This window comes from Streptomyces sp. NPDC093064 (genome assembly GCF_044754605.1).
In the GTDB taxonomy this organism is placed as follows: domain Bacteria; phylum Actinomycetota; class Actinomycetes; order Streptomycetales; family Streptomycetaceae; genus Streptomyces.
Genome location: NZ_JBIVPK010000004.1, coordinates 287,198 through 311,416 on the forward strand (window position 1 = coordinate 287,198; position 24,219 = coordinate 311,416).

General features: G+C 70.3%; 21 protein-coding genes. 17 read left to right on the forward strand and 4 right to left on the reverse strand.

What is annotated here, in order from left to right:
* The first annotated feature begins 1 nt into the window (after position 1).
* The 3 genes from secF to relA all read left to right on the forward strand — a co-directional run bounded on the left by secF (position 2) and on the right by relA (position 4,816).
* Positions 2-1,132, forward strand: coding sequence for a protein translocase subunit SecF (gene secF / locus ACIQFZ_RS07815; protein ID WP_365421868.1), 1,131 nt, complete (start codon positions 2-4; stop codon positions 1,130-1,132).
* A complete protein-coding gene (locus tag ACIQFZ_RS07820; protein WP_141362739.1) occupies positions 1,129-1,668 on the forward strand; it encodes an adenine phosphoribosyltransferase in 540 nt (179 codons plus the stop codon). The genes secF and ACIQFZ_RS07820 overlap by 4 nt, the downstream gene beginning before the upstream one ends.
* A gap of 610 nt (positions 1,669-2,278) precedes the next feature.
* Entirely contained in the window at positions 2,279-4,816 is a 2,538-nt protein-coding gene (relA, locus tag ACIQFZ_RS07825; protein WP_383059309.1) for a GTP pyrophosphokinase, read from the forward strand.
* Positions 4,817-4,949: 133 nt separating this feature from the next.
* On the opposite strand, the gene ACIQFZ_RS07830 is transcribed toward relA, so the two are convergent.
* Together ACIQFZ_RS07830 and ACIQFZ_RS07835 are read right to left on the reverse strand one after the other, a co-directional pair.
* Complete coding sequence (locus ACIQFZ_RS07830; protein WP_365424974.1) at positions 4,950-6,179, reverse strand: DUF349 domain-containing protein; 1,230 nt, start codon at positions 6,177-6,179, stop codon at positions 4,950-4,952.
* Between the two features lie 146 nt (positions 6,180-6,325).
* Complete coding sequence (locus ACIQFZ_RS07835; RefSeq protein ID WP_365424976.1) at positions 6,326-7,159, reverse strand: peptidylprolyl isomerase; 834 nt, start codon at positions 7,157-7,159, stop codon at positions 6,326-6,328.
* Positions 7,160-7,325: 166 nt separating this feature from the next.
* Between ACIQFZ_RS07835 and ACIQFZ_RS07840 the strand changes: the two genes are divergently transcribed.
* Both ACIQFZ_RS07840 and hisS read left to right on the forward strand, forming a co-directional pair.
* A complete protein-coding gene (locus ACIQFZ_RS07840) occupies positions 7,326-8,039 on the forward strand; it encodes an MBL fold metallo-hydrolase (protein ID WP_383059311.1) in 714 nt (237 codons plus the stop codon).
* A gap of 13 nt (positions 8,040-8,052) precedes the next feature.
* Positions 8,053-9,315 (forward strand): histidine--tRNA ligase, encoded by a 1,263-nt coding sequence (gene hisS / locus ACIQFZ_RS07845; protein WP_383059312.1) that lies wholly within the window; start codon positions 8,053-8,055, stop codon positions 9,313-9,315.
* A 73-nt stretch (positions 9,316-9,388) separates the two neighbouring features.
* Here the strand turns inward: hisS and ACIQFZ_RS07850 are convergent, their stop codons facing one another.
* Together ACIQFZ_RS07850 and ACIQFZ_RS07855 are read right to left on the reverse strand one after the other, a co-directional pair.
* Complete coding sequence (locus ACIQFZ_RS07850) at positions 9,389-10,234, reverse strand: ABC transporter permease (protein WP_365424980.1); 846 nt, start codon at positions 10,232-10,234, stop codon at positions 9,389-9,391.
* Entirely contained in the window at positions 10,234-11,091 is an 858-nt protein-coding gene (locus tag ACIQFZ_RS07855) for an ABC transporter ATP-binding protein (RefSeq protein WP_402690824.1), read from the reverse strand. Before ACIQFZ_RS07855 ends, ACIQFZ_RS07850 begins: the two co-directional genes overlap by 1 nt.
* Before the next feature lie 143 nt (positions 11,092-11,234).
* Here ACIQFZ_RS07855 and ACIQFZ_RS07860 point away from each other — a divergent pair, with 143 nt between their 5' ends.
* The 12 genes from ACIQFZ_RS07860 to aroB all read left to right on the forward strand — a co-directional run bounded on the left by ACIQFZ_RS07860 (position 11,235) and on the right by aroB (position 24,166).
* On the forward strand, positions 11,235-11,891 hold the full coding sequence (locus tag ACIQFZ_RS07860; protein WP_402690825.1) for a vitamin K epoxide reductase family protein: 657 nt from the start codon (positions 11,235-11,237) through the stop codon (positions 11,889-11,891).
* A 60-nt stretch (positions 11,892-11,951) separates the two neighbouring features.
* The gene (locus ACIQFZ_RS07865) at positions 11,952-13,307 is read left to right on the forward strand and encodes a replication-associated recombination protein A (protein ID WP_365426461.1); all 1,356 of its coding nucleotides are present in this window, start codon (positions 11,952-11,954) and stop codon (positions 13,305-13,307) included.
* Positions 13,308-13,652: 345 nt separating this feature from the next.
* The gene (gene rpsD / locus ACIQFZ_RS07870) at positions 13,653-14,267 is read left to right on the forward strand and encodes a 30S ribosomal protein S4 (protein WP_365426458.1); all 615 of its coding nucleotides are present in this window, start codon (positions 13,653-13,655) and stop codon (positions 14,265-14,267) included.
* Between the two features lie 186 nt (positions 14,268-14,453).
* On the forward strand, positions 14,454-14,903 hold the full coding sequence (locus ACIQFZ_RS07875; RefSeq protein ID WP_376547976.1) for a DUF948 domain-containing protein: 450 nt from the start codon (positions 14,454-14,456) through the stop codon (positions 14,901-14,903).
* 9 nt (positions 14,904-14,912) lie between these two features.
* Positions 14,913-15,287: a hypothetical protein gene (locus ACIQFZ_RS07880; protein WP_376398886.1), complete on the forward strand. Its 375-nt coding sequence runs from the start codon at positions 14,913-14,915 to the stop codon at positions 15,285-15,287.
* Entirely contained in the window at positions 15,287-17,959 is a 2,673-nt protein-coding gene (gene alaS / locus ACIQFZ_RS07885) for an alanine--tRNA ligase (RefSeq protein WP_402690826.1), read from the forward strand. The genes ACIQFZ_RS07880 and alaS overlap by 1 nt, the downstream gene beginning before the upstream one ends.
* Positions 17,960-17,972: 13 nt before the next feature.
* Entirely contained in the window at positions 17,973-18,437 is a 465-nt protein-coding gene (gene ruvX / locus ACIQFZ_RS07890) for a Holliday junction resolvase RuvX (protein WP_365426449.1), read from the forward strand.
* Between the two features lie 122 nt (positions 18,438-18,559).
* On the forward strand, positions 18,560-20,305 hold the full coding sequence (mltG, locus tag ACIQFZ_RS07895; protein ID WP_402690827.1) for an endolytic transglycosylase MltG: 1,746 nt from the start codon (positions 18,560-18,562) through the stop codon (positions 20,303-20,305).
* A complete protein-coding gene (locus tag ACIQFZ_RS07900) occupies positions 20,286-21,125 on the forward strand; it encodes a shikimate dehydrogenase (protein ID WP_402690828.1) in 840 nt (279 codons plus the stop codon). The genes mltG and ACIQFZ_RS07900 overlap by 20 nt, the downstream gene beginning before the upstream one ends.
* Before the next feature lie 253 nt (positions 21,126-21,378).
* Positions 21,379-22,563, forward strand: coding sequence for a chorismate synthase (aroC, locus tag ACIQFZ_RS07905; RefSeq protein WP_365775558.1), 1,185 nt, complete (start codon positions 21,379-21,381; stop codon positions 22,561-22,563).
* Positions 22,560-23,078: a shikimate kinase gene (locus tag ACIQFZ_RS07910; RefSeq protein ID WP_141362772.1), complete on the forward strand. Its 519-nt coding sequence runs from the start codon at positions 22,560-22,562 to the stop codon at positions 23,076-23,078. Before aroC ends, ACIQFZ_RS07910 begins: the two co-directional genes overlap by 4 nt.
* A complete protein-coding gene (aroB, locus tag ACIQFZ_RS07915; protein WP_365426436.1) occupies positions 23,075-24,166 on the forward strand; it encodes a 3-dehydroquinate synthase in 1,092 nt (363 codons plus the stop codon). Before ACIQFZ_RS07910 ends, aroB begins: the two co-directional genes overlap by 4 nt.
* Positions 24,167-24,219: the final 53 nt, after the last annotated feature.

Below are 24,219 nucleotides of genomic sequence, written 5' to 3' on the forward strand. Positions count from 1 at the left end.
GGTGTCCAAACTCGGCAACCTCGGCGCCCGACTGCACCACGGCGAGGTCGGCTACGACTTCATCAAGAACCGCAAGATCTGGTACGGCATCTCCATCCTGATCACCATCACGGCCATCCTGGGCCTGGCGGTGCGTGGCCTGAACATGGGCATCGAGTTCCAGGGCGGAGCGGTCTTCACCACGCCGAAGCACATGAGCGCGTCGGTGGCCCAGGCGGAGAGCTACGCCCACGACGCCTCCTCCGGCGCGGAGTCGATCGTGCAGAAGCTCGGTGACGGCACCCTGCGCATCCAGATCGCCGGCATCGAGACCGGCAAGTCCGACCAGATCAAGGAAGCTCTGGCCAAGGACCTGAAGGTCAATCCGGAGCACATCAACGCCGACCTGGTCGGTCCCAGCTGGGGTGAGCAGATCGCCAACAAGGCCTGGCAGGGCCTGGGGATCTTCATGGTCCTGGTCGTGATCTACCTGGCGATCGCGTTCGAGTGGCGTATGGCGCTGGCCGCGCTCGTCGCGCTGATCCACGACCTGACGATCACCACCGGCGTCTACGCCCTCGTCGGCTTCGAGGTCACGCCGGGCACGGTGATCGGTCTGCTGACGATCCTCGGTTACTCGCTCTACGACACGGTCGTCGTCTTCGACAGCCTCAAGGAGCAGACGAAGGACATCACCCGGCAGACCCGCTGGACGTACAGCGAGATCGCGAACCGCTCGATCAACGGCACGCTGATCCGTTCCATCAACACCACCGTGGTGGCGCTGCTGCCAGTGGCGGGCCTGCTGTTCATCGGCGGCGGTGTGCTCGGCGCGGGCATGCTGAACGACATCTCGCTGTCGCTGTTCGTCGGCCTCGCGGCCGGTGCGTACTCCTCGATCTTCATCGCCACGCCGCTCGTCGCCGATCTCAAGGAGCTCGAGCCGCAGATGAAGGCCCTCAAGAAGCGCGTGCTCGCCAAGCGGGCGCAGTCGGCGGCGCAGGGCGAGCCCCTGGAGGCGGAGTCCGCCGGGGTCACCGCCGGTGACGAGCCGGAGGACCTGGAGGACGCCACACCAGCCGTGGTGGGCCCGCGCGACCAGCCCGCCTCCCGCGGCCGGGGCCGCGGCCGACCCTCGGGGAAGCGACGATGACCGACGTCCAGGAGCTGCTGCTCAGCCGCATCCGTGATGTGGCCGACTATCCGTCGCCGGGGGTGATGTTCAAGGACATCACCCCGCTCCTGGCGGATCCGGCGGCGTTCACCGTCCTCACGGACGCGCTGGCGGAGGTCGGCACCCGGGAGGGGGCGACGAAGGTCGTCGGCCTGGAGGCCCGCGGCTTCATCCTCGGCGCCCCGGTCGCGCTCCGCGCGGGCCTCGGCTTCATCCCCGTGCGCAAGGCGGGCAAGCTTCCCGGAGCAACGCTGAGCCAGGCGTACGACCTGGAGTACGGCTCGGCGGAGATCGAGGTCCACGCGGAGGATCTGAGCGCGGGGGACCGTGTTCTGGTCGTCGACGACGTGCTCGCGACGGGTGGTACCGCGGAGGCGTCCATCCAGCTCATCCGGCGGGCGGGGGCCGAGGTCGCCGGTGTGGCGGTACTGATGGAACTCGGGTTTCTCGGTGGGCGGACGCGGTTGGAGCCGGCGCTGTCGGGGGCGCCGCTGGAGGCGCTCCTCCGCCTCTGACCAAGGTGGGCCTGGGGCAGCTGCCCCAGGCCCCCTTTTTTCGGGGCTGCGCCCCGGCTGCGCCTCCCCGCCCACCCGTCTCGGTGGGTGAGGAGGGTCCCGTCCCTGGGGCTTCGCCCCAGACCCCAGCGGGGGCTCTGCCCCCTGCACCCCCGGGTTTCCCGCCGACCAGCCGTCGCGGCACCCTGTGCCCTTCGGATTACCGGTCGCCTGCCCGTCTCGGTGGGGGAGGGGCGTCCTGGGCTCCGCCCCGGCCCCGGCAGAGGCTTTGCCCCCACGCCCCCGGTTTCCCGGCCGATCGCCTGTCTCCGCACCCTGCGCCCTTCGGGCTACACCGGCCCGTCTCGGTGGGTGGGGCTCCGCCCCTGCGCCGAGGCCCCGTTCGGGCCTCTGCCCAGACACCGGCGGGGGTTTTGCGCCCGCCGTGCACGGGTGGCGCCCCGCTGTGCGGGGGCTTGAAATGTGGGTACCGGAATCTCGTGTCCGTCTTGTGTGTTCGTCCCGTAAACGGTCCTTCGATCGGGCTGGAGGGGATCCTGGAGCTCTGGATCGCTACCATGGGGGCTCCGGAGCCTGACCGGGGGACCCGGATCGCGCACGAGGAGTCCTCTTGCCAGACGAGGCCCAGCCACTGACCGCCGCAAAGCCCGAGTCCGCCTCGGCGTCCGCGGCGAAGCCCGCGCCGCACGCGAAGAGCGACACGCGTGGGACGGCAGAGCACGCCCAGTCGGCCCCCGTCGGCAAGTCGACCGAGGCCGCGCGTCCCAAGCCGGCGCCGTCCGAGCGTCCCGCGCCGCCCCCCGTCGTGCGCCCCTCCGTCGCCCAGCCCGGCCGTTCCGGCTCCTCCAACCGCGTCCGAGCCCGCCTCGCCCGTCTCGGCGTGCAGCGCGCCAACCCGTACAACCCGGTGCTGGAGCCGCTGCTGCGGATAGTGCGCAGCAACGATCCGAAGATCGAGAACTCGACCCTGCGCCAGATCGAGCGCGCCTACCAGGTCGCCGAGCGCTGGCACCGCGGCCAGAAGCGCAAGAGCGGCGACCCGTACATCACGCACCCGCTCGCCGTGACCACCATCCTCGCCGAACTCGGCATGGACCCGGCCACACTGATGGCGGGGCTGCTGCACGACACCGTCGAGGACACCGAGTACGGCCTGGACCAGTTGCGCCGCGACTTCGGCGACACCGTCGCCCTGCTCGTCGACGGCGTCACCAAGCTGGACAAGGTCAAGTTCGGCGAGGCCGCGCAGGCGGAGACCGTGCGCAAGATGGTCGTGGCCATGGCCAAGGACCCCCGCGTCCTGGTCATCAAGCTCGCCGACCGCCTGCACAACATGCGCACGATGCGCTACCTCAAGCGCGAGAAGCAGGAGAAGAAGGCCCGCGAGACGCTCGAGATCTACGCCCCGCTCGCCCACCGGCTGGGCATGAACACCATCAAGTGGGAGCTGGAGGACCTCGCCTTCGCGATCCTCTACCCCAAGATGTACGACGAGATCGTCCGCCTCGTCGCCGAGCGTGCCCCCAAGCGCGACGAGTACCTGGCCATCGTGACCGACGAGGTCCAGGCCGACCTGCGCGCCGCGCGCATCAAGGCCACCGTCACCGGCCGGCCCAAGCACTACTACAGCGTCTACCAGAAGATGATCGTCCGCGGCCGTGACTTCGCGGAGATCTACGACCTGGTGGGCATCCGTGTCCTGGTCGACACGGTCCGCGACTGCTACGCCGCCCTCGGCACCGTGCACGCGCGATGGAACCCGGTCCCCGGCCGGTTCAAGGACTACATCGCGATGCCCAAGTTCAACATGTACCAGTCGCTGCACACGACGGTCATCGGCCCCAACGGCAAGCCGGTCGAGCTGCAGATCCGCACCTTCGACATGCACCGCCGCGCCGAGTACGGCATCGCCGCCCACTGGAAGTACAAGCAGGAGGCCGTCGCCGGCGCCTCCAAGGTCCGTACCGACGCGCCGAAGCCCGCCGGCAAGGCCGGCAAGGACGCGGGCGCCATCAACGACATGGCGTGGCTGCGGCAGTTGCTGGACTGGCAGAAGGAGACCGAGGACCCCGGCGAGTTCCTGGAGTCGCTGCGCTTCGACCTGTCCCGCAACGAGGTCTTCGTCTTCACGCCCAAGGGCGACGTCATAGCGCTCCCGGCCGGCGCCACCCCGGTGGACTTCGCGTACGCCGTCCACACCGAGGTCGGCCACCGCACCATTGGGGCACGCGTCAACGGCCGGCTCGTCCCGTTGGAGTCGACCCTGGACAACGGCGACCTGGTGGAGGTCTTCACGTCCAAGGCGGCCGGCGCCGGCCCCTCCCGCGACTGGCTCGGCTTCGTCAAGTCCCCGCGGGCGCGCAACAAGATCCGGGCCTGGTTCTCCAAGGAGCGCCGGGACGAGGCGATCGAGCAGGGCAAGGACGCCATCGTCCGCGCGATGCGCAAGCAGAACCTGCCGATCCAGCGCATCCTGACCGGCGACTCACTGGTCACCCTCGCGCACGAGATGCGCTACTCGGACATCTCCGCGCTGTACGCGGCGATCGGCGAGGGGCACGTCTCCGCGCCGAACATCGTGCAGAAACTGGTGCAGGCGCTCGGCGGCGAGGAGGCGGCCACCGAGGAGATCGACGAGAGCGTGCCGCCCTCGCGCGGGCGCTCCCGCAAGCGTCGCTCCAGCGCCGACCCCGGTGTCGTCGTCAAGGGCGTCGACGACGTGTGGGTCAAGCTGGCCCGCTGCTGCACTCCGGTCCCCGGCGACCCGATCATCGGCTTCGTCACGCGGGGCAGTGGTGTATCGGTTCACCGCAGTGACTGCGTCAACGTGGACTCGCTGTCGCGTGAGCCGGAGCGGATCCTCGACGTCGAGTGGGCGCCCACCCAGTCCTCGGTCTTCCTGGTCGCCATCCAGGTCGAGGCACTGGACCGCTCCCGTCTGCTCTCGGACGTCACACGCGTCCTGTCCGACCAGCACGTCAACATCCTCTCCGCGGCCGTCCAGACCTCTCGCGACCGCGTCGCCACCTCCCGCTTCACCTTCGAGATGGGCGACCCCAAGCACCTGGGGCATGTCCTGAAGGCCGTACGGGGCGTGGAGGGCGTCTACGACGTCTACCGGGTCACGTCGGCGCGCAGCCGGGCGTAGCCGCCGCCGGACACCCGGACACGTACAGGGAAAGACAAGTCCAGACAACGGCTGAGGGCCCCCGTAGGCGCTACGGGGGCCCTCAGCCGTCAGTGGAAGCGTCCGGATCCAGGCGGACCAGGCGGACCTGGATTCAGCCGCCGAACTCCTGGAGGCCCTTCAGGGCCTGGTCCAGGAGTGCCTGGCGGCCCTCCAGCTCCTTCTCGAGCTTGTCGGCCCTGGACGTGTTGCCCTGGGCGCGGGCCTGCTCGATCTGCCCCCTCAGCTTGTCCACGGCGGCCTGGAGCTGACCGGTCAGACCCTCGGCACGGGCCCGCGCCTCCGGGTTCGTCCGGCGCCACTCGGCCTCCTCGGCCTCCTGGATGGCCCGGTCGACCGTGTGCATCCGGCCCTCCACCCGCGGACGGGCGTCGCGCGGCACATGGCCGATGGTCTCCCAGCGCTCGTTGATCGAGCGGAAGGCGGCGCGAGCGGCCTTCAGGTCCGTGATCGGCAGGAGCTTCTCGGCCTCGCCGGCCAGCTCCTCCTTCAGCTTCAGGTTCTCCGCCTGCTCGGCGTCCCGCTCGGCGAACACCGAGCTGCGGGCGGCGAAGAAGACGTCCTGGGCACCGCGGAAGCGGTTCCAGAGATCGTCCTCGTGCTCGCGCTGGGCACGGCCGGCGGCCTTCCACTCCGTCATCAGCTCGCGGTAGCGGGCCGAGGTGAGGCCCCAGTCCGTCGAGCCCGACAGCGCCTCCGCCTCGGCGACCAGCCGCTCCTTGGCCTTGCGTGCGTCCTCGCGCTGCGCGTCCAGCTGCGCGAAGTGCGCCTTGCGCCGCTTGGAGAACGCCGACCGGGCGTGCGAGAAGCGGTGCCACAACTCGTCGTCGGACTTGCGGTCCAGGCGCGGCAGCCCCTTCCAGGTGTCCACCAGCGCGCGCAGCCGCTCCCCGGCCGCCCGCCACTGATCGGAACGGGCCAGCTCCTCGGCCTCCGTGACCAGCGCCTCCTTGGCGTGCCGGGCATCGTCCGCCTGCCGGGCGCGCTGCGCCTTGCGCTCCTCACGGCGTGCCTCGACCGTCTCGACCAGCTTGTCCAGGCGGACACGCAGCGCGGCCAGGTCGCCCACCGCATGGTGCGCGTCGACCTGCTCCCGCAGATGGCCGACGGCGGCCTGGGCGTCCTTCGCCGACAGGTCGGTGGTCTGCACTCGCTTCTCGAGGAGGCCGATCTCGACAACCAGGCCCTCGTACTTGCGCTCGAAGTAGGCCAGCGCCTCCTCAGGGGAGCCGGCCTGCCAGGAACCGACGACCTGCTCGCCATCGGCCGTACGCACGTACACGGTCCCCGTCTCGTCGACGCGGCCCCACGGGTCGCTGCTCACAGCGCCTCCTCCACATGATGCCTGCGGAGGGCCTCGAAGCTCCCCCGGGCATCGTCCACAGTTTCGTCACCGCCAACATAGGCGACCGGCGGGTGACCTGTCCGCATCCAGCGCGACCGAAATTTCCCAGCCGGTCGCCGCTGCCGTCAGGACTTCGTCACCGTCGCCTTGTTGATCACCACGGTCGCGTTCGGGGCGGTGTTGCCCGTCTGCGGATCGGCGGGCTGGGCGCCGGCGTCCGCGATCTTCTTCAGCACCTTCATACCCGATGCGGAGATGGTGCCGAACGGGGTGTAGCTGGGCGGAAGAGGGCTGTCCTGGTACACCAGGAAGAACTGGCTGCCGCCGCTGTTCGGCTGCGACGTGTTCGCCATCGCCACGGTGCCCGCCGGATAGACGTCGCCCTTCAGGCTTTTGTCCTTGAGGTTCTCGTCGGGAATCGTGTACCCGGGACCGCCCCGGCCCGTACCCTCAGGGTCGCCGCACTGCAGGACGTAGATGCCCTCCGCGGTAAGCCGGTGGCACTTGGTGTGGTCGAGGTAGCCCTTGCCGACCAGGAAGTCGAAGGAGTTCACGGTGTGCGGCGCCGCGGAGGCCTTCAGGTCCAGGTCAATCTCGCCGCACGTGGTGTCGAGCTTCATCGTGTACTTCGCCGACTTGTCGATCGCCATCGCCGGTTCCTTGGCCCAGCTCAGCTTCTTCACCGAGCCCGCCGCCGGCTTCGCGCACGGGTCCGGCGCCTTGCTGGTGGCCGAGGCGCTGGGGGTGACCTCGGCGCTCGCGTTGGCCTTGTTGTCGTTTCCGTTCTTCAGCACCCCGGTCGTGTACAGCGCGACACTGCCGATCAGGACCACGCCCAGCACCGACGCGATCACGGAGGTGCGTACGCGTGCCTTGCGCCGTGCGGCGGTGCGCCGCTGCTGCTGCCGCAAGAACTTCTCCCGGGCGAGCTGACGCCGCCGCTGATCCTGGCTGACCACCGCGTTCTCTCCTCATGCGTCTCGTGTGTCCACCGGTACGGGTGCGTCGCCCGAGGCGCCACCCGCGTGTGCCCGTACCGTATATGGGTTAGCTGAGGATCCGGCAGCGCCGGTAGGCTCTGACAACAGCTTTAGCCGCCCGTAATCGACACAACGAAGGACGATCGTGCTCATTGCCGGGTTCCCCGCCGGGGCCTGGGGGACGAACTGCTACCTCGTCGCCCCCGCCGCCGGTGAGGAGTGCGTGATCATCGACCCCGGCCACCAGGCCGCCCAAGGCGTCGAGGAAACGCTGAAGAAGCATCGGCTCAAGCCCGTCGCCGTCGTCCTCACCCACGGCCACATCGACCACGTGGCCTCGGTCGTCCCGGTGTGCGGCGCGCACGACGTACCGGCCTGGATCCACCCGGCCGACCGGTACATGATGAGCGACCCCGAGAAGGCGCTCGGCCGTTCCATCGGCATGCCGCTGATGGGCGAGCTGACCGTGGGGGAGCCGGACGACGTCCAGGAACTGGCCGACGGCGCCGAACTGAAACTGGCCGGCCTGGAGTTCTCCGTCGCGCACGCGCCCGGCCATACCAAGGGGTCGGTGACCTTCCGGATGCCCGGGGCCGCGGACATCCCGCCGGTCTTCTTCTCCGGGGATCTGCTGTTCGCCGGCTCCATCGGACGCACCGACCTGCCCGGCGGTGACACGGCCGAGATGCTCGACTCGCTGGCCCGCGTGTGCCTGCCGCTCGACGACTCGACCGTGGTGCTGTCCGGCCACGGCCCCCAGACGACCATCGGCCGGGAGCGCGCCACCAATCCCTATCTGCGGCAGGTGGCCGCCGGCCCGGGAGCGGGCCTGGACGACGCTCCCCGACGAGGAATGTGACGAGAGACCTTCCGTGAGCACCTTCAAGGCCCCCAAGGGCACGTACGACCTGATCCCGCCGGACTCCGCGAAGTACCTGGCGGTCCGCGAGGCGATCGCCGCCCCGCTGCGCAACTCCGGCTACGGCTACATCGAGACCCCCGGCTTCGAGAACGTGGAGCTGTTCGCGCGCGGCGTCGGCGAGTCCACCGACATCGTGACCAAGGAGATGTACGCCTTCGAGACCAAGGGCGGCGACAAGCTCGCCCTGCGCCCCGAGGGCACCGCCTCCGTACTCCGCGCCGCCCTGGAGGCCAACCTCCACAAGGCCGGCAACCTGCCGGTCAAGCTGTGGTACTCCGGTTCCTACTACCGCTACGAGCGCCCCCAGAAGGGCCGTTACCGCCACTTCTCGCAGGTCGGCGCGGAGGCGATCGGGGCGGAGGACCCGGCGCTCGACGCCGAGCTGATCATCCTGGCCGACCAGGCCTACCGTTCGCTGGGCCTGAGCAACTTCCGCATCCTGCTCAACAGCCTGGGCGACAAGGTGTGCCGTCCGGTCTACCGGGCCGCCCTCCAGGACTTCCTGCGCGGCCTGGACCTGGACGAGGACACCCGCGCCCGGATCGAGATCAACCCCCTGCGCGTCCTGGACGACAAGCGGGAGTCGGTGCAGAAGCAGCTGACGGGCGTCCCGCTGCTGCGCGACTACCTGTGCGACGGCTGCAAGGCGTACCACGAGGAAGTGCGGGCGCTGCTGGAGGCCCAGGGGGTCGCCTTCGAGGACGACGCCAAGCTGGTCCGCGGACTCGACTACTACACCCGCACCACCTTCGAGTTCGTGCACGACGGGCTCGGTTCCCAGTCCGCGGTGGGCGGCGGCGGCCGGTACGACGGCCTGTCCGAGATGATCGGCGGCCCCGCGCTGCCGTCGGTGGGCTGGGCGCTGGGCGTGGACCGTACGGTCCTGGCCCTGGAGGCGGAGGGAGTCGAGCTCCAGCTCCCGTCGAGCACCAGCGTGTTCGCGGTCCCGCTCGGCGAGGAGGCACGCCGGGTGCTGTTCGCGAAGGTCTCCGAACTGCGCAAGGTGGGCATCGCCGCCGACTTCTCCTACGGCCACAAGGGCCTCAAGGCCGCCATGAAGGCGGCCAACCGGTCCGGTGCCCGCTTCGCGCTCGTCGCCGGCGAACGCGACCTCGCCGACGGCGTCGTCCAGCTCAAGGAGATGGAGTCCGGAGAGCAGACGGCGATCGCCGTCAACGAGATCGTCGCGGAACTGGAATCCCGCCTCGGCTGACGACCCTCACGCAAGGGCGCCGGTGCTCGTCCGGGCACCGGCGCCCTTTGCCGTCCCGGCCCAGGGTCCCGCTTCAGCCCGCCCGCCGGTCCTTCCAGCGGAACGTCAGCAGGCACAGCACCAGTCCGCCGGCGCACCAGGCCGCGAGCACCAGGGCGATCCGCCCGAACTCCCAGCTCCCCGCGTGCTCCAGCACCTGCGCCGAGTCCGGCAGGAACACCCCGCGCAGGCCCTGGCACAGCCACTTCAGCGGGAAGAGGGCGCCGACGTTCAGCATCCAGCCGGGGAGGGCGTCGATCAGGATGTAGACCCCCGAGATGAACTGGAGCACCAGGAACGGCAGGACGACCACCGAGCCGGCACTCCTCGCCGACCGGGGCACCGAACTGATCGCGATGCCGAGCAGCGCGCACCCGGTCAGGCCGAGCACGAAGATCCAGGCGAAGTGGAACCAGCGGGTCGCGTCCGAGGGCAGCCGGACGCCGTACAGCGTGGTGCCGACGAGCAGCAGGATCGCCGTCTCCAGCACGCCGGTGAACAGAACCAGCCAGATTTTCCCCAGGAAGTACGCCGTCGGCGGCATCGGTGTCCCGCGCAGCCGGCGCAGCGCCTTCTCGTCCCGTTCGACCGCGATCGATATGCCCAGGGACTGGAAGCTGGTCGACATGATGCCCGAGGCCAGCATCGAGGGGACGTAGAGCTGCGAAGCGGTGACGCCGGTGCCGCTGACGTCGTCGCGGAAGATCGACGCGAACAGGAACAGGAACACCACCGGGAAGGCGAAGGTGAACACCACCTGCTCACGCTGCCGGAAGAACTGCCTGATCTCCAGGGCGCCCCGGTGCAGTCCGATGCCCCACGCCCCGGGCAGCCGCGCGGCCGCCGTCCCGGCGCGGGTCCGTCCGGCGGTCGAGGTCATCACGCGTCCTCCTGTCCGGTCAGCCGGAGATAGACGTCCTCCAGCGTGGGGCGGCTGACCCGCAGGCCCGGTATCTCGCCGTCGAAGCGGCGCATCAGGTCGGCGACGGTCCTGGTGGGGGTCCCGGTGTGCTCGGTGCGCGGGGTGCCGTCGGGGTCCATCCACTCGACGGTGGCGCCGGTGGCGTGCCGTTCCCGCAGCTCGCGGGAGGTGCCCTCGGCGACGATCCGGCCCTGGGCGACCACCGCCAGCCGGTCCGCGAGGGCCTCCGCCTCCTCCAGGTAGTGCGTGGTCAGCAGGATCGTCGTGCCCTCCTGGGCGAGCGTGCGGATCAGCGCCCAGAACCGGCGCCGGGCCGCCGGGTCGAAACCGGTCGTCGGCTCGTCCAGGAGCAGCAGCTCGGGGCCGCCGATCACACCCAGGGCCACGTCCAGCCGGCGCCGCTGGCCGCCCGACAGCGCCTTGATCCGGCTCCCCGCCTTCGCCTCCAGACCCACCAGGGCGATGACCTCCTCCGGGTCGCGCGGCCGGGGGTAGTACCGGGCGAAGTGCCGCACGGTCTCGCGGACCGTCAACTCGGCGGGCGCCGATTCGTCCTGCCAGACGATTCCGACGCGCGAGCGCCACGCACGCGTGGCGCTCGCCGGGTCCGCCCCCAGGACCGAGACCTCGCCCGCGTCCCGTGAGCGGTGGCCCTGGATGATCTCCACCGTGGTGCTCTTGCCCGCGCCGTTGGGCCCGAGCAGCCCCAGGACCTCGCCCTTCTTGATCGCCAGATCCATTCCGTCGACCGCGGTGACGTCCCCGTACTGCTTGCGCAGCCCCCGTACGTCCACCGCGAGTTCGTTTCGCGTCATGGTCCGAGCATCGTCCGGAACCGAACGTTCGGGTACGGCCGTGCACACCTCCGTGTCGCCACCTGACGGTGTTCACACACGCACGTGCGGCACAATGGCCCTGCCCGAAGAAGGTTCAACTCACAAGTGACGGAATCGGCGTGATGAGCAAGACGACAGTCAAACGCGTCTCCGCGGAGCCCGAGCCGGAGCGCGCGGTGACCGCGCCGCGGACGGTGGGCGGCAGCCGCGCCTTCGCACTGCTGCTGGTGATCACCGGAGCGGCCGGTCTGCTCGCCGCGTGGATCATCACGATCGACAAGCAGAAGATCCTCGAGGGCAAGCTCAGCGGCAAGACCTTCACCCCGAGCTGCAGCCTCAACCCGATCGTGTCCTGCGGCAGCGTCATGGAGAGCAAGCAGGCCACCGTCTTCGGGTTCCCCAACCCGCTCCTGGGTCTGGTCGCCTACGGCATCGTCATCTGCGTCGGCATGAGCCTGCTCGCCCGCACCACCTTCCCGCGCTGGTACTGGCTGACGTTCAACTTCGGCACGCTCTTCGGCGTCTGCTTCGTCACCTGGCTCCAGTTCCAGTCGCTGTACCGCATCAACGCACTGTGCCTGTGGTGCTCGCTGGCCTGGGTGGCCACGATCGTCATGTTCTGGTACGTGACCTCCTTCAACATCCGCAACGACTTCCTGCTCGCCCCGCGCCCGGTGAAGAACTTCCTCACCGAGTTCACCTGGGTGCTGCCGGTCACGCACTGCGGTGTCATCGTCATGCTGATCCTGACCCGCTGGGGCACCAGCCTCTGGGCCTGAGCCGGAGCCGGTGATCCACCGTCCGGCCACGTTGTCGGCGGTGTGCCATAGGGTTTCAGCGTGGAGCCCGACCTGTTCACCGCCGCAAGTGAAGAACGCCAGGAGAAGGACCCGGCCGCGAGTCCCCTGGCGGTCCGGATGCGCCCGCGCACCCTCGACGAGGTGGTGGGCCAGCAGCACCTGCTCAAGCCCGGCTCCCCGCTGCGCCGGCTGGTCGGCGAGGGCGCGGGCGGCCCTGCGGGACCCTCCTCGGTGATCCTGTGGGGCCCGCCCGGCACCGGCAAGACCACCCTGGCCTACGTGGTCTCCAAGGCCACCAACAAGCGCTTCGTGGAGCTGTCGGCGATCACCGCGGGCGTCAAGGAGGTCCGCGCGGTCATCGACGGCGCCCGCCGCGCCTCCGGCGGGTACGGCCAGGAGACCGTCCTCTTCCTGGACGAGATCCACCGTTTCAGCAAGGCCCAGCAGGACTCCCTGCTCCCGGCGGTCGAGAACCGCTGGGTGACCCTGATCGCGGCCACCACGGAGAACCCGTACTTCTCGGTGATCTCCCCGCTGCTCTCCCGCTCGCTCCTGCTCACCCTCGAACCGCTCACCGACGACGACGTGCGCGGTCTGCTCCGCCGCGCGCTCACCGACGAGCGCGGCCTGAGATCGGCCGTCGGCCTCCCCGAGGACACCGAGAGCCATCTGCTGCGCATCGCCGGAGGCGACGCCCGCCGCGCCCTGACCGCCCTGGAGGCCGCCGCCGGGGCCGCCCTCGACAAGGGCGAGAGCGAGATCGGCCTGACCACCCTCGAGGAGACCGTCGACCGGGCCGCGGTGAAGTACGACCGCGACGGCGACCAGCACTACGACGTCGCCAGCGCCCTGATCAAGTCCATCCGCGGCTCCGACGTCGACGCCGCCCTGCACTACCTGGCCCGGATGATCGAGGCCGGCGAGGACCCCCGGTTCATCGCCCGCCGCCTGATGATCTCCGCCAGTGAGGACATCGGTCTGGCCGACCCGCACGCGCTGCCTACGGCGGTCGCCGCCGCCCAGGCCGTCGCCATGATCGGCTTCCCCGAGGCCGCCCTGACCCTCAGCCACGCCACCATCGCCCTGGCCCTCGCCCCCAAGTCCAACTCGGCGACCACGGCGATCGGCGCCGCCCTGGACGACGTGCGCAAGGGACAGGCCGGACCGGTCCCGCCCCATCTGCGGGACGGGCACTACAAGGGCGCGGCCAAGCTCGGCCACGCGCAGGGGTACGTCTACCCGCACGACCTGCCCGAGGGCATCGCCGCCCAGCAGTACGCGCCGGACGCCCTGAAGGACCGCGAGTACTACACCCCGGGCCGGCACGGCGCCGAGGCGCGGTACGCGGACGCGGTGGAGTGGACCCGCAAGCACCTCGGTCGGAAGCGGCCCTGACCGCCCTGTAGACTGCCTGGAAGCGCTGAGTTCCGTGTCCGGAACCCCGAAAGGGGAACCGGCGCCACCAGAGCGGGACATTCAGCCGGAACTCCGCCGTTCCAGGACGGCGGGGATCCAGGAGCGTCGCGCACCGTCGAACGGTGTCGCGGGCAGCCCACCACCACCCGGAGCTCCGGGAACGGTCGGTGGGCCACTCGCGTGCTGCACGTATGTGCCCAGACCAGGGGAGCGGCTGCCCATCGGGCCCGACAGGGATCCGAGGGGTTTCCCCGGCTGCGGATGCGACCTCCCCTAACCCTGGTGAAGCCGTATTCGCACAGAAAAAAACGAGGTGTTTGGTTCATGGCGAACCAGTCCCGCCCCAAGGTCAAGAAGTCGCGTGCCCTCGGCATCGCGCTGACCCCGAAGGCCGTCAAGTACTTCGAGGCGCGCCCCTACCCGCCGGGTGAGCACGGCCGTGGCCGCAAGCAGAACTCGGACTACAAGGTCCGTCTGCTGGAGAAGCAGCGTCTGCGCGCTCAGTACGACATCAGCGAGCGCCAGCTCGTCCGCGCCTACGAGCGTGCCGCCAAGACGTCGATGAAGACCGGTGAAGCCCTCGTCATCGACCTCGAGAAGCGTCTTGACGCCCTGGTGCTGCGTTCGGGCATCGCCCGCACGATCTACCAGGCCCGCCAGATGGTCGTCCACGGCCACGTCCAGGTCAACGGCAAGAAGGTCGACAAGCCGTCCTTCCAGGTCCGTCCCGACGACGTGGTCCAGGTCCGCGAGCGCAGCCGCGAGAAGACCCTCTTCCAGGTCGCCCGCGAGGGTGGCTTCGCCCCCGACGGCGAGACCCCGCGCTACCTCCAGGTGAACCTCAAGGCCCTGGCGTTCCGCCTGGACCGTGAGCCGAACCGCAAGGAGATCCCGGTGATCTGCGACGAGCAGCTCGTCGTCGAGTACTACGCCCGCTGATCACCGGCAGGCCGTAGCACCACTGCACCACCCCGGCCCGCCGTCTCCCCGCCCTTCCGGGCGGGCGGGACGGCGGGCTCGCTCATGTCACCGGCGCGCGCGCCAAATCCGGTACGGAGCCCCACCCTCGGCGCGATAGGCTCGGTGCACGACTTTCTCGATGTACAGGCATGTTTCAGGGAGCGGGTGCGCACAGTGTCCGGTGGAGAGGTGGCCGGGATCCTGGTGGCCGTCTTCTGGGCGATCCTGGTCTCCTTCCTCGCCGTCGCACTGGTGAGGCTGGCCCAGACGCTCAAGGCGACCACCCGGCTCGTGGCGGACGTGACCGACCAGGCCGTTCCGCTGCTGGCCGATGCCTCCCAGGCGGTGCGTTCCGCGCAGAGCCAGATCGACCGCGTCGACGCGATCGCCTCCGACGTCCAGGAGGTCACGTCCAACGCCTCCGCGCTGTCGACCACCGTCGCCTCCACCTTCGGCGGTCCGCTGGTCAAGGTCGCGGCCTTCGGCTACGGCGTGCGCCGGGCGCTCGGCGGCCGCAAGGAGGACGCGCCCGGCAAGACGTCGAGGCGTACCGTGATCGTGGGCCGCACCGTCCCGGCCGCACGGCGGGGGAAGCGGAACAACCGGGAGAAGTAAGGACTAGCGATGTTCCGCCGTACGTTCTGGTTCACCACCGGTGTTGCCGCCGGGGTGTGGGCCACCACCAAGGTCAACCGCAAACTCAGGCAGCTGACCCCCGAGAGCCTCGCCGCGACGGCGGCGACCAAGGCGATTGAGGCGGGTCACCGGCTCAAGGACCGCGCCCTCGGCTTCGCGCTCGACGTCCGCGACAACATGGACCAGCGGGAGGCCGAACTCGGCGAGGCACTGGGACTGAACGCCCCGGTCGACCCGGAACTGCCCCCGTCCAGGCGGTACACCGCCATCGAGAACCGCAATCACCCGAAGTACGTCGAGGGCCCGGCGTCCTCGGAACACCCCTACACGACGTACTCGTACAACCGGAATGAGGACCACTGATGGAGTCGGCTGAGATCCGCCGCCGCTGGCTGAGCTTCTTCGAGGAGCGCGGGCACACCGTCGTCCCTTCGGCGTCGCTCATCGCGGACGACCCGACTCTGCTCCTCGTCCCGGCCGGCATGGTGCCCTTCAAGCCCTACTTCCTGGGTGAGGTCAAGCCGCCCTTCCCGCGCGCCACCAGCGTGCAGAAGTGCGTGCGCACGCCCGACATCGAAGAGGTCGGCAAGACCACCCGGCACGGCACCTTCTTCCAGATGTGCGGCAACTTCTCCTTCGGCGACTACTTCAAGGAAGGCGCCGTCAAGCTCGCCTGGGAGCTGCTCACCACGCCCCAGGACAAGGGCGGTTACGGCCTGGAGCCGGAGAAGCTCTGGATCACCGTCTACCAGGACGACGACGAGGCCGAGCGGATCTGGCACGAGGTCGTCGGCGTGCCCAAGGAGCGCATCCAGCGGCTGGGCAAGAAGGACAACTTCTGGTCCATGGGCGTTCCCGGCCCGTGCGGCCCCTGCTCCGAGATCAACTACGACCGCGGCCCCGAGTTCGGCGCCGCGGGCGGCCCCGCCGTCAACGACGAGCGGTACGTGGAGATCTGGAACCTCGTCTTCATGCAGTACGAGCGCGGCGAGGGCACCGGCAAGGACAACTTCGAGATCCTCGGCGACCTGCCGAGCCAGAACATCGACACCGGGCTCGGCCTGGAGCGGCTCGCCATGATTCTGCAGGGCGTGCAGAACATGTACGAGATCGACACCTCCCTGGCCGTCATCGACAAGGCCACCGAGCTCACCGGTGTCGCCTACGGCGCCGCCCACGACTCGGACGTGTCGCTGCGTGTGGTCACCGACCACATGCGCACCGCCACCATGCTCATCGGCGACGGCGTCACCCCCGGCAACGAGGGCCGTGGCTACGTCCTGCGCCGCATCATGCGCCGCGCCATCCGCAACATGCGCCTGCTGGGCGCCACCGGTCCGGTCGTCAAGGACCTGGTCGACGTGGTGATCGGCACGATGGGGCAGCAGTACCCCGAGCTGATCACCGACCGCGAGCGGATCGAGAAGGTCGCCCTCGCCGAGGAGGTCGCCTTCCTCAAGACGCTGAAGGCCGGCACCAACATCCTCGACACCGCCGTCACCGAGACCAAGCAGACCGGTGGCACGGTCCTCTCCGGCGACAAGGCCTTCCTGCTCCACGACACCTGGGGCTTCCCGATCGACCTCACCCTGGAGATGGCCGCCGAGCAGGGCCTGTCCGTGGACGAGGACGGCTTCCGCCGCCTGATGAAGGAGCAGCGGGAGCGGGCCAAGGCCGACGCCCAGGCCAAGAAGACCGGCCACGCCGACCTCGGTGCCTACCGTGAGATCGCCGACTCCGCCGGCGAGACCGACTTCATCGGCTACACCGACACCGAGGGCGAGTCCACGATCGTCGGCATCCTCGTCGACGGCGCCTCCTCCCCGGCCGCCACCGAGGGCGACGAGGTCGAGATCGTCCTCGACCGCACCCCCTTCTACGCCGAGGGCGGCGGTCAGATCGGCGACACCGGCCGTATCAAGGTCGACTCCGGCGCCGTCATCGAGGTCCGCGACTGCCAGAAGCCGGTCCCGGGCGTGTACGTCCACAAGGGCGTCGTCCAGGTCGGCGAGGTCACCGTCGGCGCCAAGGCCCACGCGTCGATCGACTTCCGCCGCCGCAAGGCCATCGCCCGCGCCCACTCCGCCACGCACCTGACCCACCAGGCCCTGCGCGACGCCCTCGGTCCGACGGCCGCCCAGGCCGGCTCCGAGAACCAGCCCGGCCGCTTCCGCTTCGACTTCGGCTCCCCGTCCGCCGTCCCGACGGCCGTGATGACCGACGTCGAGCAGAAGATCAACGAGGTGCTCGCCCGCGATCTGGACGTGCACGCCGAGGTCATGGGCATCGACGAGGCCAAGAAGCAGGGCGCCATCGCCGAGTTCGGCGAGAAGTACGGCGAGCGCGTGCGCGTGGTGACCATCGGTGACTTCTCCAAGGAGCTGTGTGGCGGCACCCACGTGCACAACACCGCCCAGCTGGGCCTGGTGAAGCTGCTCGGCGAGTCGTCGATCGGCTCCGGTGTGCGCCGTATCGAGGCCCTGGTCGGTGTGGACGCCTACAACTTCCTCGCCCGTGAGCACACGGTCGTCGCCCAGCTCCAGGAGCTGATCAAGGGCCGTCCCGAGGAGCTGCCGGAGAAGGTCTCCGCCATGCTCGGCAAGCTGAAGGACGCCGAGAAGGAGATCGAGAAGTTCCGCGCCGAGAAGGTGCTCCAGGCCGCCGCCGGTCTCGCCGAGTCCGCCAAGGACGTCCGCGGTGTGGCCGTCGTCACCGGCCGGGTCCCCGACGGCACCACGCCGGACGACCTGCGCAAGCTGGTGCTCGACGTGCGCGGCCGGATCCAGGGCGGCCGGGCCGCCGTGGTCGCCCTGTTCACGGTGAACAACGGCAAGCCGCTCACGGTGATCGCCACCAACGAGGCCGCCCGCGAGCGCGGCCTGAAGGCCGGCGACCTGGTCCGCACGGCCGCCAAGACCCTCGGCGGCGGCGGTGGCGGCAAGCCGGACGTCGCCCAGGGCGGCGGACAGAACCCGGCCGCCGTCGGCGAGGCCGTGGACGCCGTGGAGCGGCTCGTGGCCGAGACGGCGAAGTAGGGCGGCCGAAGCGATGCGCAGAGGACGTCGGCTCGCGATCGACGTCGGGGACGCCCGGATCGGGGTCGCCTCGTGCGACCCCGACGGGATCCTCGCCACCCCGGTGGAGACGGTCCCCGGCCGGGACGTCCCCGCGGCACACCGCCGGCTCAGGCAACTCGTCGCGGAGTACGAGCCGATCGAGGTCGTCGTCGGCCTCCCGCGCTCCCTCAAGGGGGGCGAGGGCCCGGCCGCGGTCAAGGTCCGCGCCTTCGCCGGCGAGCTGGCCAAGGGCATCGCCCCGGTGCCGGTCCGCCTGGTGGACGAGCGGATGACCACGGTGACGGCCAGTCAGGGACTGCGCGCCTCCGGGGTGAAATCCAAGAAGGGACGCTCCGTGATCGACCAGGCCGCGGCCGTCATCATCCTCCAGCAAGCCCTCGAATCCGAACGAGCGTCAGGGAAAGTACCCGGCGAGGGCGTCGAAGTGGTCATCTGATCGCGATACGGTAACGTTCCGCGCGATGCGCCTGCGTTCGAACAGACGACGCACAGAAAGAGGCGGAACGGAAGCCGGGGCACACAGCCGTGTGACCGCCGCCTCGCGGCTCTAGGGGATCGATGACTGAGTATGGCCGGGGTCCAGGCCCCGAACCGTGGCATCCGGAGGACCCGTTGTACGGGGACGGCGGATGGGGAGGACAGCAGGCCCACGGCGGCCCGCAGTCCCCCTACGGGGGTGGGCCGCAGCACCATCCGCAGCAGCCGCAGTGGGGTCAGCAGCAGCCCGGCTACGACGGGCAGTACCAGCAGCAGCCCTACGGCAACCAGGGTCAGCAGCACTACGACCCGCAGGGTCGGCAGCACTACGACCCGCAGGGTCAGCAGCACCACGGTCAGCAGGGTCAGCAGCAGTACGACCCTCGGTACGGGGCACACCCCCAGCAGCAGGGCTACGGCCAGGGCGGATGGGACGGCGCCGGCGGGCAGCAGCAGCCGGCCTACCCCGGAGACCCGGCCGACCCGTACGGCCAGCAGGCCGCGGCCTACGGCGCGCAGCAGCCCGATCCGTACGGCACCCCCGAGGCCTACCCGCCGCCGGAGCCGCCGAGCCGCCGGCGCGCCGAGCCGGAGCCGCGGCCGGACTGGGACCCGGATCCCGAGGCCGTCCAGGAAGACCACGCGTTCTTCGCGGGTGACGGCGAGGACGACGAAGACGGCGACGATCCGAACGAGGGCCGGGGGCGGGGCGACCGCAAGGGCCGCGGCGGCAAGGGCAAGGACAAGAAGCGCCGCAGCGGCTGTGCCTGCCTGGTGGTCGCCCTGGTGTTCGGCGGAGGTACGGCCGGAGTCGTCTACTACGGCTACCAGTTCTACCAGGATCGTTTCGGCGCAGCCCCGGACTACGCGGGCGACGGAATCAACGAGATGGTGACCGTCGAAATCCCCAAGGGCGCGGGCGGCTACGACATCGGCCGGGCGCTGAAGGCGGCGGGCGTGGTCAAGAGCGTCGACGCCTTCGTGGCGGCGCAGTCGCAGGTTCCCAATGGGGGGCAGATCCAGGCGGGCGCCTATCTGCTGAAGAAGCAGATGTCCGCGGCGAGCGCAGTCACCATGATGCTCGACCCCAAGAGCCAGAGTAATGTCCTGGTCAAACCGGGCGAACGCAATGCCCTGGTCTACGAGGACATCGACAAGCGGCTGGCACTGGCCGCCGGTACCACGCAGAAGATCGCCGCGAAGCAGTACAAGGACCTCGGCCTGCCCAAGTGGGCCCAGAACAACAGCCAGATCATGGATCCGCTGGAGGGCTTCCTCTACCCGGGCACGTATGCCGCGGCCAAGGGCATGAAGCCCGAGGCGGTCCTGAAGGAAATGGTCAAGCAGGCCGACGAGGCCTACATCCGGTACAAGCTCGCCGACAAGGCGAAGGAACTGAACCTGGACGACCCGTTCCAGCTCGTCACGGTCGCGAGCCTGGTCCAGGCCGAGGGCAAGACGCACGACGACTTCCGCAAGATGGCGGAAGTGATCTACAACCGCCTGAAGTCGACCAACACCGAGACGAACCAGTTGCTCCAGTTCGACTCGACCTTCAATTACCTGAAGGGCCAGAGCAACATCCACATCAGCGAAAAAGAGATCAACAGCAATCAGGACCCGTACAACACGTACACCCACAAGGGCCTTCCGCCCGGTCCGATCGGAAACCCCGGCGACGACGCACTGAAGGCGGCATTGAATCCGACCGGGGACGGCTGGATCTATTTCGTGGCGACCGACGGCATGCACAAGACCGAGTTCGCCAAGACGTATGCCGAATTCCTCAAGCTCAAGGACAAGTTCGATGCCACCAAGGGCCACTGACGCCCGTCGGGCGGCTGTGCTCGGTTCGCCGATCGCCCACTCGCTTTCCCCGGTGCTGCACCGGGCGGCGTACGCGGAGCTGGGGCTCGCGAACTGGTCGTACGAACGGTTCGAGATCGACGAGGCAGGCCTGCCCTCGTTCTTCGAGGGTCTGGGACCCGAGTGGGCCGGGCTGTCGCTGACCATGCCGCTGAAGCGGACGGTCATCCCGCTGCTCGACGAGATCAGCGACACCGCCGCCTCCGTCGAGGCGGTCAACACGGTCGTGTTCACCGCGGACGGCCGCCGGGTCGGGGACAACACCGACGTGCCGGGCATGGTCGCGGCCCTGCGCGAGCACGGCATCGAGCAGGTCGGCTCGGCGGCGATCCTCGGCGCCGGCGCCACCGCCTCCTCCGCGCTGGCCGCGCTCGCCCGTGTCTGCACCGGCGAGGTCGTCGCCTACGTCCGCAGCGGCGCCCGCGCGGCCGAGATGCGGGAGTGGGGTGAGCGGCTGGACGTCGAGGTCCGCACGGCGGACTGGGCGGACGCCGCGCGGGCCCTGGAGGCACCGCTGGTGATCGCCACCACCCCGGCCGGAACGACGGACGCGCTCGCCGACGCCGTACCCGGACGGCCCACCACCCTCTTCGACGTCCTCTACGACCCGTGGCCCACGCCGCTGGCGGCCCGCTGGTCCATGGCCGGCGGCGCCGTCGTCGGCGGCCTCGACCTGCTCGTGCACCAGGCGGTCCTCCAGGTCGAACAGATGACGGGCCACAGCCCGGCCCCCCTGCACGCCATGCGCGCAGCGGGCGAGAAGGCCCTCGCGGCCCGCTGACCAGGGAGCATCCGCTCCGGCGCAGGAGCGCCGGCCCTCGCGGCCCGGATGGCTCACTCGCCGTCTGCCCGTGACGGGCCGACGGGAGTGCGTGACATGCCGGTGCCGCGGGGCGGGCCTGTGCGCCGGGCGTCCGACTGCTGGACCGGCGACCGGGGCCGGTGTCCGGACGTGGGAGGATCGGAGGTGGCGGGCCAGGGCCGCGCACCCGGTCGCGCCGTCGCAGTTCCAGGCGCGAGCATGAGGAGCACCGTTGAGCAGGTTGCGCTGGCTGACCGCGGGGGAGTCCCACGGCCCCGCACTCGTCGCCACGCTGGAGGGCCTTCCCGCCGGCGTGCCCATCACCACGGAGATGGTGGCGGACCACCTCGCACGGCGGCGCCTGGGCTATGGACGCGGTGCCCGGATGAAGTTCGAGCGGGACGAGGTCACCTTCCTCGGCGGCGTCCGGCACGGCCTCACCATCGGCTCCCCCGTGGCGATCATGGTGGGCAACACCGAGTGGCCCAAGTGGGAGAAGGTCATGGCCGCCGACCCGGTCGACCCGGCGGAACTGGCCGAGCTCGCGCGCAACGCGCCGCTGACCCGGCCCCGGCCCGGGCACGCCGATCTGGCGGGCATGCAGAAGTACGGCTTCGACGAGGCCCGGCCGGTGCTGGAGCGGGCCTCCGCGCGCGAGACCGCGGCCCGTGTCGCGCTGGGCGCCGTGGCCCGGTCGTACCTGAAGGAGACCGCCGGCATCGAGATCGTCAGCCACGTCGTCGAGCTGGCCGCGGCCAAGGCGCCCTACGGCGTGTACCCGACCCCGGCGGACGTGGAGAAGCTGGACGCGGACCCGGTGCGCTGCCTGGACGCGGACGCCTCCAAGGCGATGGTCGCGGAGATCGACCAGGCCCACAAGGACGGCGACACGCTCGGCGGCGTGGTGGAGGTGCTGGCGTACGGCGTGCCGGTGGGACTGGGCTCCCACGTGCACTGGGACCGGCGGCTCGACGCCCGGCTCGCGGCCGCGCTCATGGGCATCCAGGCGATCAAGGGCGTCGAGGTCGGCGACGGCTTCGACCTGGCGCGGGTGCCCGGCTCCCAGGCCCACGACGAGATCGTCACCACCGACGAGGGCATCCGGCGCGCCACGGGCCGCTCCGGCGGCACCGAGGGCGGGCTGACCACGGGCGAGCTGCTGCGGGTGCGCGCCGCGATGAAGCCGATCGCGACCGTACCGCGCGCCCTGCGGACCGTGGACGTCTCCACCGGCGAGTCCGCGCAGGCCCACCACCAGCGCTCCGACGTGTGCGCGGTGCCGGCCGCCGGCATCGTGGCCGAGGCCATGGTGGCCCTCGTCCTCGCCGACGCCGTCGCGGAGAAGTTCGGCGGCGACAGCGTGCCCGAGACCCGCCGCAACGTGCGGTCCTACCTCGAGAACCTGGCGATCCGGTGAGCGCCGAGCCGGTCGTCGTCCTGGTCGGACCCATGGGCGTCGGCAAGTCCACCGTCGGGCGGATGCTGGCCGACCGCCTCGGGATCGCCTACCGGGACGTCGACGACGACATCGTCGCGGAGCAGGGCCGCACCATCGCCGAGATCTTCGTCGACGAGGGCGAGCCGTTCTTCCGCGCCGTCGAGAAGGAGGCGGTGCGCCGGGCGCTCGCCGGGCACGACGGCGTACTGGCCCTCGGCGGCGGCGCGATCCTGGACCCGGACACACGGGCGCTGATCGCCCGACTGCCGGTCCTGTACCTGTCGATGGACGTCGAGGAGGCCGTCAGGCGCACCGGCCTGAACGTGGCCCGCCCGCTGCTCGCCGTGAACCCGCGCAAGCAGTGGCGCGAGTTGATGGAGGCCCGGCGGCACCTGTACGAGGAGGTCGCCACCGCGGTCGTGCCGACCGACGGGCGCACCCCCGAAGAGGTCACCCAAGCCGCCCTGGACGCACTGGAGTTGAAGGAAGTATGAGCGAGTCGGTCACGCGGATCCACATCGCCGGCACGGCCGGCACCGAGGCGTACGACGTCCTGGTGGGCCGCCGGCTCCTCGGTGAACTCACCGGCCTGGTCGGCGAGAAGGCCAAACGGGTCGCCGTGATCCACCCCGAGGCGCTCGCCGAGACCGGGGACGCGCTCCGCGCCGACCTGGCCGAGCAGGGCTACGAGGCCGTCGCCATCCAGGTGCCGAACGCGGAGGAGGCCAAGACCGCGGAGGTCGCCGCCTACTGCTGGAAGGCGCTCGGCCAGTGCGGGTTCACCCGCACCGACGTCATCGTGGGCGTGGGCGGCGGCGCCACCACCGACCTGGCCGGATTCGTGGCCGCGACCTGGCTGCGCGGGGTGCGCTGGATCGCCGTCCCGACCACCGTGCTGGCCATGGTGGACGCGGCCGTCGGCGGCAAGACCGGCATCAACACCGCCGAGGGCAAGAACCTCGTGGGCGCCTTCCACCCGCCCGCGGGCGTGCTGTGCGACCTGGCCGCGCTGGACTCCCTCCCGGTCAACGACTACGTCTCCGGGCTCGCAGAGGTCATCAAGGCCGGCTTCATCGCCGACCCGGTGATCCTCGACCTGATCGAGTCCGACCCCGAGGCCGCCCGCACCCCGGCCGGCCCGCACACTGCCGAGCTCGTCGAGCGGTCCATCAGGGTCAAGGCGGACGTCGTCTCCGCCGACCTGAAGGAGTCGGGCCTGCGGGAGATCCTCAACTACGGCCACACGCTGGGCCACGCGATCGAGAAGAACGAGCGGTACAAGTGGCGGCACGGCGCCGCGGTCGCCGTCGGCATGCACTTCGCCGCCGAACTCGGCCGTCTGGCAGGCCGGTTGGACGACGCCACGGCCGACCGCCACCGTACGATCCTCGAATCGGTGGGCCTGCCGCTGCACTACCGCTACGACCAGTGGCCCAAGCTGCTGGAGACGATGAAGGTCGACAAGAAGTCCCGCGGCGACCTGTTGCGCTTCATCGTCCTGGACGGCCTCGCCAAGCCCACCGTCCTGGAGGGCCCCGACCCGGCCGTGCTGATCGCCGCGTACGGCGAGGTCGGGCAGTAAGTCCCACCGAGCGGCATCCGCCCCGTTCTGCCTGCCGCGACGGGCACTTCGGA